Raw genomic sequence first — 13,624 nt, 5'->3', positions numbered from 1 at the left:
GATTCATCATATTTTGATAATGTGAAGATGTAGGACAAAACAGATATAAATTAGAGGAGGAATGGAAAATGGCTTATGAATTACCAGAACTACCATACGCATATGATGCGTTGGAGCCACACATCGACAAAGAAACGATGAACATTCATCACACGAAACACCACAACACGTATATTACAAACGTGAACAATGCATTGGCAGGTCATGATGAACTTCTTAACTTACCAGTTGATGAGTTAATCGCAAACTTGGACAATGTTCCAGAAGAAAAGCGTGGAGCTGTACGTAACAATGCAGGTGGACACTCAAACCACTCATTGTTCTGGACAATCCTTTCACCGAACGGTGGCGGCAACCCAACTGGGGAAGTTGCAGAAGCAATCGACAAAAAGTTCGGTAGCTTTGACGCTTTCAAAGAAGAGTTTGCTAAAGCAGCAACTACTCGCTTCGGTTCAGGCTGGGCGTGGCTATCAGTGAACAACGGTGAAATAGAAGTTTCTTCAACTCCTAACCAAGACTCTCCATTCATGGAAGGTAAAACACCACTACTAGGTTTGGACGTTTGGGAGCACGCATACTACCTAAACTACCAAAACCGTCGTCCGGACTACATTTCAGCATTCTGGAACGTAGTAAACTGGGACGAAGTTGAAAAGCGTTACCAAGCAGCTAAATAATTGAAACCTAACACACATCTAGTTCGTCTAGATGTGTGTTCTTTAATTCAAAAGCGAAATGCGCCGTTTAGCTCCGACAGGCGTTGGAAGACTAGCAATAAAGGCGTTTTTTGCCTTTACTGCTAGTCTGAAACGTCCCGAGGAGCTGGCGCGTGTAGCTAGATGGCTCAAAAGCGAAATGCGCCGTTTAGCTCCGACAGGCGTTGGAAGACTAGCAATAAAGGCGTTTTTTGCCTTTACTGCTAGTCTGAAACGTCCCGAGGAGCTGGCGCGTGTAGCTAGATGGCTCAAAAGAGAAAACCCTTTTGTGAAGATGCAGTGGATATTTCCAACATATACTTCAACGTTGTTGTTTTCATGCTATAATTTAGCGTACATATCAAATTCACAGAAAGGAGATTCCTGTTGAAGATAAACCAAAAAAAGACGGATCAGCCGAAAGCTAATCATCGTCAACATATTCCTTTTCGAATGAACTTCCTCTTCGTTGCAATTTTTGCTCTTTTCTCTTTGCTTATATTCCGTCTTGGTTATTTGCAAATTGTCAAAGGGGAAGATTACACACGTGCACTTGAACGTACGGAAGAAATTGCCGTCAACACAAGTACCCCGCGAGGAAGAATATATGATCGCTATGGTCAAGTACTAATAGATAATGAAGCGAAAAATGCAATTACATATACGAAGACATCTTCTACTACTACAAAAGAGATGTTGGAACTTGCTAGGAAAATATCTAAATGGATAGACCAAGACACGAAACGTGTAACAATGGGGGATAAGCGAGATTTTTGGATTTTGTTGAACCCTGAAAAAGCCGCTGAAAAAGTATCCAAGCAAGAACAAATTGACTTAAGTAAAAATGATAAGTTGTCTAAAAGAGATATACAGAGACAAATCAACCAACTGACGCGAGATCGAATAACAGATGAAGAGCTGGCTTCGTTAACTGCTGAAGACTTAAAGGTTCTCGCGATTTATCGAGAAATGATGGCAGGTTACGCTTATTCACCGCAAATCATTAAAAATGATGGTGTGACCGATAGAGAATTTGCTATTATATCTGAAAGACTAGATGAATTACCAGGTTTCAATACGACAACGGATTGGTCTCGTGTGAAAAAATCAGATAGTGCGATTCTTGGTTCTACAACGAGTCCGTTAGAAGGAATTCCACGTTCACATTTAAACTACTTCCTAGCACGTGATTATTCCAGAAATGACCGTGTCGGTCGAAGTTACTTGGAATCATACTATGAGGATTTATTAAAAGGTCAGAAGGCAATTGTGAAAAATATCAAAGACCGAACAGGAAAAGTTATAGAAACGAAGACAGTGAGAGAAGGAGAGCCAGGAAAAGATCTTGTCTTAACAACCGACTCTGATCTTCAACAAGCGTTAGAAAATATCGTATCCAATAAATTGTTGCGATTGAAACAAGGACCAAACACAAGCGCATTGGAATCTGCCTTCCTAGTTATGTTAGATCCGAATAATGGTGAGATACTTTCATTGGTCGGTAAAAAAGTTGTAAAAGATGAATCTACTGGAAAATGGGCGATACAAGATTATACGTTCGGTACGTTCACATCTGCCTATGAAGTCGGTTCCACTGTCAAATTGGCAACAATGCTGACGGGTTACCATGAAGGTGCGGCACGAATCGGTGAAGTGAAAATTGACCAACCGATTAATGTCGGCGGCACTTACAAACGATCTTTATTCAATCCGAATGGCCGCGTAGCGCTAAATGACATTTCTGCTATCGGGCGTTCTTCCAACGTTTATATGTTCCGCATTGCGATGGGACTAGGGAATGCAACGTATCGACCGGGACAAGGTTTGCCAATTGATAAGAAAGCATTTGATACATTCCGAGAAAATTTCGCCTCCTTTGGCCTAGGTGTGAAGACAGGAATTGATCTACCAGGAGAATATACGGGTGTAACCGGCACGGAAACGATTCCCGGAAAGCTGCTTGACTTTTCTATCGGACAGTTCGATACGTACACACCGTTGCAAATGGCACAGTATGTAGCGACGATCGCATCAGATGGATATCGGATTGCACCGAGAATCCTCAAGGAAATTCGCGAACCTTCACCGGATGGAGAAGTGCTCGGCGAGTTAGTTGAAGAAAAGCCGGTAGAAGTATTGAATCGTATTAAAAATTCACAACCTGAAATCGACCAAGTGAAGAAGGGTATGCATTATGTCTACTACGGTAACAATGGAACAGCTTCAGGCTTACTAGCAGGCGCTTCTTACGACGGTGCCGGAAAAACAGGTACGGCTGAATCATTTTACTACACAGGGAATAAATCAAATCCGGTCATCCCGACAATCAATTTATCTCACGTCGGTTATGCGCCATCAAAAAACCCACAAGTTGCTTATTCGGTGATTGTGCCGTATATCTCAACGAATACCAAACGCTATCCTTCCGCAACAGCGAGCGAGATTGCGAGAGAAGCATTAGATGTATTCTTTGATTTGAAAAGGCAGCGTAGTGCAGAAGCGATTACATCTTCTTCACCAGAGATTAAAATTAAAAAAGTAGAAGAATAAAACAACCTCCTGCATCATTGTAGGAGGTTGTTTTGCCGTTATAATCCTAGTAACACACGTGCGATGTCTGGGAATCTCATGCCGTCGTATAGCATGAACGTGCCGGACTTCATTTTGTCAGTATAGTTATTCTCTTCCATATAAGCATCAAATTTCTTCGCGTCTTCGATAAACTTCTCTTGCTCTAGCTTCTTAGATAAATCAGAAGAAGCCGTTCCAGGAGCTACGGTGAACTCGCGACCGTTAGTAAATTTTGTTGAATTAGGTGTTTTTGATGAAACCGTTTGAGAGATTGCTAATTCCTTTTTTACGAGGGCCAATTCTTTTTGAATCGCAGTCAATTCTTTTTCTAAAGAGGCATCCGTTCCTTGCGGAGTATTGACCAAATATAAAATACCGCCCGCTAGTAAACAGCCGATGCCAACTGTTCGTAAAACTTGTCTAATCATAAGTGTACTCCTTTAGAGCGCAGTACGGCGACGACTTCTGCTTCTGCAAGAGACGACCTCTGCGAAATTTCAGGGATGGTGTAGCCTTGACTATGCAATGAAGTGATTTGATTGACAATAATTGCATGAATCGGTTTTTTAGGTGCCGCAAATGTCTCTTGTGCTGGTGCAACAATCATTAATTCCTCTTCTAACACTCGCACGCGCTTTTTTAGATTACTCGTTTCTTGATAAAGGCTAATTGAAACCTTTTCCAATTCGTCTTCCAACACCCGGGTATTGCTGCCTACGAAAAAAGAGGCAACGATAGCAATTATACCGATAATAAGTAATAATAAAGGGATGTCCATAGTATGTACCTCCAAAATAACTAGAGTTTTCTACATAATACCATAAGCGTCAGATGAATGATATTTGAATATTTCTGCTGTACAATGAAAAAATATATGGTATAATTTATTAGTCGTATAGATCATGCTCATGTTTTATTTTATATCTATCGCTAATGAGTGGGAGGGACAGTAATGCGCGTAAATATTACACTCGCTTGTACAGAATGTGCAGAGCGTAATTATATTTCAAAGAAAAACAAGCGTAACAATCCAGAGCGTATTGAAATGAACAAATATTGCTCACGTGAAAAAAAGCACACGTTGCACCGTGAAACGAAATAATTACTAAAACCAAAACCTGCTTCGGTTTTGGTTTTTTCTTACGGGAGGTAGCGAAAATGGAAAAGCACCATCATCGAAACCAAGTGTTGAAGCAATTACATCAATTAACTCCATCTGATCACGAACAAAAATCAGCAATGATACATGAAAAGTTTCTTGCTTCGGATGAATTTAAGAATGCACGAACGATCGGAATCACACTTTCTAGATTTCCGGAAGTAGCAACGCATCATTTGATTGAAATCGCTTGGCAAGCTGGAAAACGAATTGCGATTCCGAAATGCATCGCTGCTACTAGAGAAATGGATTTTCGTCTAATCGATTCGTTTCATCAGACAGAGACGGTCTATATGGATTTACTAGAGCCGCGTGTTGACTCTACAACATCAGTTGCACCTGAAGAAATTGACCTGCAAATTGTGCCAGGTGTCGTCTATTCAGAGCAAGGCTACCGCATTGGTTTTGGTGGCGGCTACTACGATCGATACTTAGTTGACTATCCTTTTCAGAAGGTATCATTGGCATTTGAACGACAAATAACCGATACTATAGAGAAAGAATCTCATGATGTACCGGTTTCATATATATTTACTGAAGAACGTATAATAGACTGTCAGAAAGCACGTGAAAACTATGAATGAGTTTTACGACGTACTCCAATTGCTTAAAAAGTTTGGAGTCATTATTTATACAGGTAATAAAAGACAAGATAGTATGGTGATGGAGTCCGAAGTGAAAGAGCTATATGATCATCAATTTATTGATAAGCAAACGTATCTACAAGCGCTATTAATTTTGCGTAGAGAAATTAATAAAACGGATACACGTTAACCATATATAGGAGAATCTACTCATTTGACTCGATATGTGAAACTTTTCACGCAGCCAAACGTCTATAATTCAGTAAGCAAAAACAAGCTACGAGATAGTTTAGAAACAGATATGAAAGGAAGAGATGGAATGAGAAAGATTTCATGGCCAAAGCATTCCGTACTCATTATCGCTGTGATCGCTACTTGGTTGACTACCTATATTGGGTATTTCACAAGTTTCAATATGAAAATCGATAATGCTATGCAACAATTTATATTATTTATTAACCCATTGGCATTTTTGCTGTTTATTTATGGGATTGCGCTATTTATTAAAAAGACTAGAACACGTAATCGTTATATTTTAACTATCAGTATCTTAACTTCAGTAGTCATGTTTAGTAACGCAGTATTCTATCGTTTCTTTACAGACTTTATTACGATTCCACTATTGTTCCAGACGAGTAACTTTGCAGATTTAAGTTCTTCAATTACAGAGAATATGCGTTTTCTAGATGTCTTTTTCTTTACGGATGTACTGATCGTTTATCTAGCGATTAAGTTGATTCCGCAAGAGGCTATACAACTGACGGAAAGAAAATTAGGACGCAAAGTGTATTTCGCAGCTACGGCAACGTTATTGATGTTCAACTTGGCTATGGCCGAAGCGCAACGTCCGCAGTTGTTGACACGTAGCTTCGACCGTGAGCTACTAGTGAAAAACATCGGAACATATAACTATCATCTATATGATTTATTCGTTCAATCGAAGTCACACGCACAACGAACATTTGCTGACGGTACAGAACTAACTGAAATCGAAAACTATGTGAAAGCCAATCACGCACAACCGGATCCGAAAATGTTCGGTACAGCGAAAGGTCGTAACGTAATTATTGTTTCACTTGAGTCTTTACAAAACTTTGTCATTAACAATGAAATGGACGGCCACGTGATCACGCCATTCCTGAATGAACTGACAAACGATAAAGATACATTTTACTTTGATAACTTCTATCATCAAACAGGCTTAGGGAAGACATCGGACTCTGAGTTCATCGTAGAGAATTCTTTGTATGGCCGTAACGGCAGTGCAGTATTCTTCACGAACAGCGGGAACACATACAATTCTCTATCAGAACGTATGGGCGAGAATGGGTATTTTACAAGCGTTATGCATCCGAATAGTAAAAGTTTCTGGAACCGTGACATTATGTATAAGGCATTAGATGTTCAAAAGTTCTATGATGTAGATAGCTATACAATTGGTGAAGGTGAAGCAGTCAACTGGGGGATGAAAGATATTCCGTTCTTCCATCAATCAGTAGAATTGATGAAGGAAATGCCACAACCATTTGAAACGCGTATGATTACATTAACAAACCATCACCCATTTGATTTGGATGAAGAAGATAAGTTAATTCCTGAATATACATCGAATTCTAATACGTTGAATAAGTATTTCCAAACGGTTCGCTATATGGATGAAGCAGTGAAAGAATTTTTTGCTGATCTGAAAGAAAGTGGATTATATGATAATTCGATTATTGTAATGTATGGGGATCACTACGGAATTTCGGAAAACCATAATAAAGCAATGGGCATGTATATGGATAAAGAAATTACGCCATTAGACAATGCTGAATTACAAAAGGTACCAATGTTTATCCATATCCCGGGTTTTGGTGAAGGTAAGAAGATGGAAGAACTTGCTGGACAGCTCGATATTCGTCCAACAATCTTGCACTTGCTAGGTATTGATACGAAATCAGATATGCAATTTGGTTCTGATGTGTTCTCACCGGACCATGAGCCTTTCGTAATCTTCCGTGATGGACGTTTAATAACGGATAAATATATCTACGCACAGGAAGTTTGCTACGATGTTGAGACTCGAGAGCCGACAGATCAAGCGCATTGTGAGCCGTATGTAGAGCGTGCTACGACTGAACTGAATTATTCAGATGCACTTATCATCGGGGACTTGCTTCGATTCAAAGAGCAACCAGAAGGTAGTCCAGAGTTGAAAGAAAGAAAATAATGCTATAAGTTGCACGGCTATCTATGCCGTGCAGCTTTTTTTATACATAGAAAAGAGGGGGATGTTGTGAAGCGAATAATTTTGCCGACCATAGCAACGATTTTTCTGCTCGGTTGTCAGCAACAAGAAGTCGAAGCGCCGGAACCTACATCATCCGTTGAGGAAGAAGTGGTGACTCAGACAGTGAATGTGTCAGAGGAAGAGTTTCGCTTTGTGGCGGGATGGCTCGATGATCAAACGATTGGTTTTGTCGTTCATCAGGAAGAAGAAGATCGCTTACAGACGTTTAATATCGTAACGGGCGAAGTTGAAACATTGTACACAAATCCCGCTATTATTTCAGAAGTGCTCATTCATCCGTCTAAACAACAGTTTCTTGTAAAAACAGCAGATAAATCTACCGAAGCGAACATTATTGTTTTTACAAACGAAGCACAAGTGCTAGATGAATTAGTAGTCGAATCTTCAGAACTAGAGATTAATTGGAATCCCGTTGACCCATCCGAGCTATTGCTATCCGCTTTTGCGGACGATTGGAGCTATCAAATGTATCTGTACGACGCAAAAGAACAAGCGGTCACTCCTATAACACTTGCTGATCCGTTTCCGCAGTGGTTAGGCGGAAAAGACGTTGTGTATATAGAAGATACAGCGCTAGTAAAAGAGACGCTAGAAACAAATGAAAAGAAAATACTTGCACCAGAGGCTAATCAATTTCATGCTTCGTCTACTCAACTCTTACTCGTAGTATTCGAAGACGAAACGTCGAATTATAAGTTATTTGATGTAGAGGGAGAAGAGATAAGTACGTGGATTTCTGAAGATCCGACGCAAGTAGTTGAGAATGTAGAGATGATAGACGAGGATAATATTATTATGTCAACTACCAATCAAACATCTGCAACTCCGACAGCGTTCGTTCATCATGTACAACATAGTAAAGAAGTGAAGCGGTATGAAGTTGATATAGAGTCTAGTTTACTCAGTTGCGCGTCAGCCTATACATGTCTGACTGGCAATCGCTTCGAAACGTTGCTTCAGCTAGAAACAGGCGAGACGGTAGATTGGTTGATTATTAATGAATAAAAAATAAGGACACTCTCTAAAAGAGAGGTGTCCTTATTTTTTGGAACTTATTTGTGTAGCTGTGGCGGGTATCCTGAATATATGACAGTAGCGACCGTAAATCCTCCGATAACTACAACCGTTACCACATTGAAAATTATACTTACTAGATTCCGCTCTTTAAAAGCTTGGACCGTTCCAAAGACTGCTAAAATTGCAATCAATCCAAAAATGATTACTAATAAATTCATTGAGAAGACACTCCTTTCAACAGTGAAAAAATGAATGCCGTAAAGCAATATTCCTCCTCTATTGTACTGTTAAAGAAACTGTTTGTCGAGATTAAATAATGACGATTGTTTGAAATATGTGTCAGGTATCATTTATAGTAGAAACTGAGGTGAGTTATTTGAGAATACATACACATCCACTCGGTCCAATTCAGACGAATTGCTATATAGTGGAAGATGAAAAGAAAAATTGTTTAGTGTTTGATCCAGGGAGTGATGGGGAGGCGTTACTTGCAGAGCTGCGTAAGTTGTCGCTGAAACCGCTAGCGATTTTACTGACACATGCACATTTTGATCATATCGGTGCGGTAGATACGGTTCGTGAAGCGTATAACATTCCGGTGTATTTGCATGTGGCGGAAAAGAAATGGATGACCAGCGCTGAGTTGAATGGTTCTGCTAAATATCCCGTGCTACCTGATGTCGTATGTAAGCCGGCTGATATTTTACTCGATGAGGAAAAGACGTTGCAAGTAGGGCCATTTACGATGGGGACGCGCCATACACCTGGACATTCGCCAGGAAGCGTCAGTTACATTTTTGAAGATGACGGATTCGCTATCGTAGGGGATACATTGTTCCAAGGGAGCGTAGGGCGTACGGACTTGCCAGGTGGTAATACAGAGACTTTGCTAACTTCTATCCATGAGGAGTTATTAACGCTTGATGATGAGTTTATTATTTACCCCGGACACGGACCTGCTACGACGCCAGGACGTGAAAAAGATTCAAACCCTTACTTGAATGGTTTTTAAATGAAAATAAGAAAAACAAAAAACAGCTTTCTAAAAGAAGGCTGTTTTTTGTATGTACAGATTAGTGTCCTCCACCTGGTACGTGAATAAAAATGGAATAGTAACTGAAACCAACCATAAAGATCATCAAGTATGCTCCGAATAAGTATACGTACATACGCTCTGAAATTTTCAAATATCCAAGTAGTATAAAGAAAATCGTACTTGCGACCATCAGTAAAGATGCAGGTACCATATGTCCTACATAGAACATAACTGCAAAAATACCTGTCCAGAATCCACAAAGTTTGAACATATTATCCATCTACAAGTCCCTCCTTCACAACAATACAATAAGCTCTTATCCATTATAATAGAACGTCAGCCTAAAAGTAAACTCCAATCAATTTTACATTGTGACAAAAGAGTGTACTTGCGCGGGTGACGCAGACAATAGCTTTCTCTAGTATACCAGAATATCGAATGAAAATAATATGAAAATTCATTTTTGAGTTCAAATGTGGCGTAAGAAATGAATTTTGGTGTGATATTTATAGGTAAAATTGAATTGATGTAATTGTTGGTTGTTTTTAAACAATTAGTTTCCGTTGTATACTCCATTTTAAGATGGAAAGTGGTCTTCCATTCATTAGAGAAAGGAGAGAATTATGGAGGTTAACGAAAATCCAATTGAAAAAACGTGTTTTCAGCTGTTGGAGAAAGCTATCCAATCGGATGCAACAGATATCCATTTTGTACCGACTGCTGAAGGCTATGACGTGACGATCCGCAAGCAGGCAATATTCTCGAAAATTGGCCAATTTCCTCAAACACTGGGTGGCCGCTTAATTTCATTTTACAAGTTTTTATCGTCTTTGGACATTAGCGAACAGCGACGACCTCAAAGCGGGTCCTTTCACCGGTCATTTTCTGACCAAAACTTCTCGTTTCGTGTTTCCACCATACCTTCTATTCAATTGCGAGAAAGTGTCGCGATACGCATCCAAAAACATGACAAGATCGTTCCCCTTCATCAATTATGTATGAATACTGATTGGAGCAAGCAATTATCTGAAGCGATATCGAATAAACAAGGATTATTTCTCGTCACAGGTCCAACAGGTTCTGGTAAGACGACAACATTATATTCTTTGACATCTCATTGTGTAGCGGAATTAAAGCGTCACGTCATTTCGTTAGAAGATCCAGTAGAGAACAATCACAGTCACCTCTTACAAATCCAGGTCAATGAACGATCTGGTATTACTTATTCAGCTGGATTGAAAGCGATTTTGCGACATTCACCTGATGTTATTATGATTGGAGAAATTCGTGATGCGGAAACAGCGAAGATTGCTGTAGAAGCTGCCTTGACAGGGCATCTAGTGCTCACTACGATTCACGCGAAAAATCCGATTGGTTGTTTATATCGTTTATTAGATTTGGGCATTCACTTAGAAGAACTTCGACAGACGATTATTGCGATTTCAGCTCAAAGGTTAATAACCAAACCTTCAGGAGAAACAGCTGCAGTTTTTGAGATTTTGAATGGGTCTACTGTAGAAGAAGCGACAGAAGCTATCACAAAAGGGCAGCGATTTACATCTTCAGAATTCGGAGACATTGATAAACAACTAATGATTTATGAACAGGTACGCGCCGATGGAGAGTAATCTTTTTAGTGAAAAATCAGTCAAGAAAAAGTTGGTAAAACCTGCTGAATTTCTCCATAGGTTATCTGTGTTGTTAGAAGAGGGGTATACCTTTCATGAAGGATTGATTTTGATTTTGCCTTATCATACGAAAAATTACGTAGAAAGACTTGAGCAGGTAGAAACAGAGTTAAAGAGTGGCTATGGTGTTTCCTATATATTGGAAAGCTTAGGTTTCAGTAAAAGTATGATGTTGCCTATAGCGATTGCAGAAGTAGATGGAAATTTACTTCGTGCACTGAATGAAGTGGCAAATCGTGTTAATCGTAGAGAAGAAAAACAAAAGCAAATTCAAAAGCTATTAGCCTATCCGGTTGTTTTGTTCTCATTTCTTCTACTGTTATTAGTAGCGTTCCGACAATTTTTCTTGCCTAACTTTGAAGCCTTATCAATCATGCGTTCTGATGAACAGTCAGGTGTGGTCCAGCTGTTACCTTATATTGTATCTGCCATTCCTAATTTATTGCTAGTCATAGCAATCTCAGTAGTTGTAGGCTATGTTGTCATGAAGTTTTGGATTAAGAGATTAACAGCTGCTCAAATCTTACGAAAGTTTTTAAAAGTACCACTAGCGGGTTCGTTTTTTTGTGATATGAAAACGAGAGACTTTGCGAGTGAATTAGGAAGTCTTTTGCAGTCAGGCTTGTCATTGCAAAGCGCTTTAGGTGTCTTAAAAGAACAAACGGAAGATCCAATTTTAGCAGAAATTACGGGACAGCTAAGTAACTATGTGATTTATGGAGAACCATTACATGAAGCGATTCGATTAACGGATGGTCTTTCCAATCGACTGGCGGACTTTGCTAAACATGGTGCAGACACAGGATATCTTTCTAAAGAATTAATGATTTACAGTGAACATACAGGTGAGCAATTAGAAGAGAAAATGAATCGATGGATTACAATATTGCAACCCGCCCTATTCGGCATATTGGCTATTTGTATTTTGCTGTCGTATTTATCGATTTTATTACCTGTATACAAGATGATAGACGGTATCTAAATGAGGAGGAAAACCAAATTGATAAAGAACGAAAAAGGATTTACTTTGATAGAGATGATGATCGTTTTGTTGATCATTACGGTCTTAATTTTAATTGCGATTCCAAACGTAACAAAGCATTCCAAATCAATAGATGAAAAAGGCTGTGAAGCATATGTGAAAATGGTGGAAGGGCAAATACAAGCATATAAAATGGATAAGAAAAAGATTCCAACAATAACGTTGTTAACAGATGGTGACTATTTACCAGAGGAGCCTGCTTGTCCAGATGGAAGTGCGATCGCGATTGATGCAGAAGGAAAGGTGACTGTTGATAAAACGGGCGGTTAAATCAAAATGGAGAAAAGAACATGGATTCACTTTTCTAGAGATACTATTAGTATTATCCATTGTCGTCATTATGACCGGTGTTATTCTGCCATTCAGTGACAAACGTTTGCATAAAAATTCAGAAGAGGATGCACTAAAAGGATTCATAGTAGCTGTTCATGAGACACAATTATATGCAATAACTCATGGTGAACCAATACGTATGACATTTTTCGAAGATGGAACCGTTTATAAATCTTTAAAAGAAGATCAAACGGTGATAGTAGAAGGTCAGTTTCCTACAGGTATGAGGAGGGGGAGCGACACAAATTTAAAGGAATTATATTTTATGCCCAATGGTAATTTATCTCCTACGGGCAAAATGACGATTATCACAAAGACTCTGGGAAATAGAACAATCAGTTTTCAATTTGAAAGGGGTAGAATGATAATCAATGAATGAAAAAGGGCAGTCGTGGCCGGAAGCTATGTTATCTTTAGCCATCATCATGATTATTTTTAGCTCACTTTTACCAATGGCGATGAAGCTAACGACTTCTGTAGTAGCAAAAAAACATATGATGATAGCCGCTCAAACTAGTTATCAGGCGGCAATTCACTATCGTGCAAGTGGCCAAATGGCGGGAGTGCGCACGCATGAAGAATTGGAATATCAATGGACAGTAAATAACGAAGAAATTTGTGTGATATATGAAGATTTACGAGGTCCTGGTAACTATTGTGTGAGCGTATGAAAAGAATCGATGAGAAAGGATTTTCGTTATTCGAAAGTATGATTCATCTACTCATATTTACAATTCTAATACAACTCACTCTATTATTCTTTCATTGGAAAGAGCCTGTACAATCTAGCTATCAAAATGATTTTCTCAGCGAATGGGAAGTTTTCTCGCTAGAAGTTCAAGAATTATTGAAGGAAGTCCACGTAATAGAACAACCTAGAACTACTAGTTTCACCTTTCACACGGAGAGAGGACGGATTACACTTCAAGTATACCAGCAAATGATCCGTAAGTTAGTAAACGGAGAAGGTCATGTGCCCTTATTAGTCGATTTACGATCTGCTAACTTTTTAGTAGAAGGCAATCGCTTAAAGATAATGGTTGAAAAAACAAATGGAATTAAAAAAGAAGGGACGTTTGCGATTGGAATATCATCACAATGAGAGAGGAGGATCATTTATTTTCGCCATTGTTCTACTTTTTTTCGTAAGTCTCTTTCTTTTCTCCCTCGTTTCATGGCATGATAGGTTATACGGGATATATGACT

The 13,624-nt window shown here is 39.2% G+C and carries 18 protein-coding genes; 14 read left to right on the top strand and 4 right to left on the bottom strand.

Annotated elements, in window-relative coordinates:
• Nucleotides 1-68: 68 nt before the first annotated feature.
• Entirely contained in the window at nt 69-677 is a 609-nt protein-coding gene (locus ORD22_RS06515; RefSeq protein ID WP_317645121.1) for a superoxide dismutase, read from the top strand.
• A 402-nt stretch (nt 678-1,079) separates the two neighbouring features.
• On the top strand, nt 1,080-3,245 hold the full coding sequence (locus ORD22_RS06510) for a peptidoglycan D,D-transpeptidase FtsI family protein (protein ID WP_411567627.1): 2,166 nt from the start codon (nt 1,080-1,082) through the stop codon (nt 3,243-3,245).
• A gap of 38 nt (nt 3,246-3,283) precedes the next feature.
• Here ORD22_RS06510 and ORD22_RS06505 read toward each other — a convergent pair whose 3' ends face one another.
• Nucleotides 3,284-3,694, bottom strand: coding sequence for a hypothetical protein (locus ORD22_RS06505; protein WP_317645119.1), 411 nt, complete (start codon nt 3,692-3,694; stop codon nt 3,284-3,286).
• A complete protein-coding gene (locus tag ORD22_RS06500; protein ID WP_317645118.1) occupies nt 3,691-4,044 on the bottom strand; it encodes a hypothetical protein in 354 nt (117 codons plus the stop codon). The genes ORD22_RS06505 and ORD22_RS06500 overlap by 4 nt, the downstream gene beginning before the upstream one ends.
• Before the next feature lie 174 nt (nt 4,045-4,218).
• On the opposite strand from ORD22_RS06500, the gene rpmG reads away from it, so the two are divergent.
• The 5 genes from rpmG to ORD22_RS06475 all read left to right on the top strand — a co-directional run bounded on the left by rpmG (nt 4,219) and on the right by ORD22_RS06475 (nt 8,307).
• Nucleotides 4,219-4,368 carry a 50S ribosomal protein L33 gene (gene rpmG, locus ORD22_RS06495; protein ID WP_317645117.1) on the top strand — a complete coding sequence of 50 codons (150 nt, stop codon included), beginning with the start codon at nt 4,219-4,221 and terminating at the stop codon, nt 4,366-4,368.
• A 56-nt stretch (nt 4,369-4,424) separates the two neighbouring features.
• Complete coding sequence (locus ORD22_RS06490) at nt 4,425-5,009, top strand: 5-formyltetrahydrofolate cyclo-ligase (protein ID WP_317645116.1); 585 nt, start codon at nt 4,425-4,427, stop codon at nt 5,007-5,009.
• The gene (locus ORD22_RS06485; protein ID WP_317645115.1) at nt 5,002-5,199 is read left to right on the top strand and encodes a YqgQ family protein; all 198 of its coding nucleotides are present in this window, start codon (nt 5,002-5,004) and stop codon (nt 5,197-5,199) included. Before ORD22_RS06490 ends, ORD22_RS06485 begins: the two co-directional genes overlap by 8 nt.
• 129 nt (nt 5,200-5,328) lie before the next feature.
• Nucleotides 5,329-7,221 (top strand): LTA synthase family protein, encoded by a 1,893-nt coding sequence (locus tag ORD22_RS06480; protein WP_317645114.1) that lies wholly within the window; start codon nt 5,329-5,331, stop codon nt 7,219-7,221.
• 66 nt (nt 7,222-7,287) lie between these two features.
• Nucleotides 7,288-8,307, top strand: coding sequence for a YqgU-like beta propeller domain-containing protein (locus ORD22_RS06475; RefSeq protein ID WP_317645113.1), 1,020 nt, complete (start codon nt 7,288-7,290; stop codon nt 8,305-8,307).
• Nucleotides 8,308-8,354: 47 nt separating this feature from the next.
• Here ORD22_RS06475 and ORD22_RS06470 read toward each other — a convergent pair whose 3' ends face one another.
• On the bottom strand, nt 8,355-8,537 hold the full coding sequence (locus tag ORD22_RS06470) for a DUF2759 domain-containing protein (protein ID WP_317645112.1): 183 nt from the start codon (nt 8,535-8,537) through the stop codon (nt 8,355-8,357).
• 158 nt (nt 8,538-8,695) lie between these two features.
• On the opposite strand from ORD22_RS06470, the gene ORD22_RS06465 reads away from it, so the two are divergent.
• Nucleotides 8,696-9,331: an MBL fold metallo-hydrolase gene (locus ORD22_RS06465; RefSeq protein ID WP_317645111.1), complete on the top strand. Its 636-nt coding sequence runs from the start codon at nt 8,696-8,698 to the stop codon at nt 9,329-9,331.
• A 61-nt stretch (nt 9,332-9,392) separates the two neighbouring features.
• Here the strand turns inward: ORD22_RS06465 and ORD22_RS06460 are convergent, their stop codons facing one another.
• On the bottom strand, nt 9,393-9,635 hold the full coding sequence (locus ORD22_RS06460; RefSeq protein ID WP_317645110.1) for a DUF2626 domain-containing protein: 243 nt from the start codon (nt 9,633-9,635) through the stop codon (nt 9,393-9,395).
• A gap of 343 nt (nt 9,636-9,978) precedes the next feature.
• On the opposite strand from ORD22_RS06460, the gene comGA reads away from it, so the two are divergent.
• From comGA to comGF, 6 genes are read left to right on the top strand one after another with little or no spacing between them, the layout of a single operon-like run.
• Entirely contained in the window at nt 9,979-10,983 is a 1,005-nt protein-coding gene (gene comGA / locus ORD22_RS06455) for a competence type IV pilus ATPase ComGA (protein ID WP_317645109.1), read from the top strand.
• Complete coding sequence (gene comGB, locus ORD22_RS06450; protein ID WP_317645108.1) at nt 10,973-12,025, top strand: competence type IV pilus assembly protein ComGB; 1,053 nt, start codon at nt 10,973-10,975, stop codon at nt 12,023-12,025. The genes comGA and comGB overlap by 11 nt, the downstream gene beginning before the upstream one ends.
• Nucleotides 12,026-12,355 (top strand): competence type IV pilus major pilin ComGC, encoded by a 330-nt coding sequence (comGC, locus tag ORD22_RS06445; protein WP_317645107.1) that lies wholly within the window; start codon nt 12,026-12,028, stop codon nt 12,353-12,355.
• Nucleotides 12,336-12,797: a type II secretion system protein gene (locus tag ORD22_RS06440; RefSeq protein ID WP_317645106.1), complete on the top strand. Its 462-nt coding sequence runs from the start codon at nt 12,336-12,338 to the stop codon at nt 12,795-12,797. The genes comGC and ORD22_RS06440 overlap by 20 nt, the downstream gene beginning before the upstream one ends.
• On the top strand, nt 12,790-13,089 hold the full coding sequence (locus ORD22_RS06435) for a hypothetical protein (RefSeq protein WP_317645105.1): 300 nt from the start codon (nt 12,790-12,792) through the stop codon (nt 13,087-13,089). Before ORD22_RS06440 ends, ORD22_RS06435 begins: the two co-directional genes overlap by 8 nt.
• On the top strand, nt 13,086-13,520 hold the full coding sequence (gene comGF, locus ORD22_RS06430) for a competence type IV pilus minor pilin ComGF (RefSeq protein ID WP_317645104.1): 435 nt from the start codon (nt 13,086-13,088) through the stop codon (nt 13,518-13,520). The genes ORD22_RS06435 and comGF overlap by 4 nt, the downstream gene beginning before the upstream one ends.
• The last annotated feature ends 104 nt before the right edge of the window (nt 13,521-13,624 follow it).

The sequence above is a fragment of the Sporosarcina sp. GW1-11 genome (assembly GCF_033088395.1).
In the GTDB taxonomy this organism is placed as follows: domain Bacteria; phylum Bacillota; class Bacilli; order Bacillales_A; family Planococcaceae; genus Sporosarcina.
This window is presented reverse-complemented; position numbering and strand designations above follow the sequence as displayed.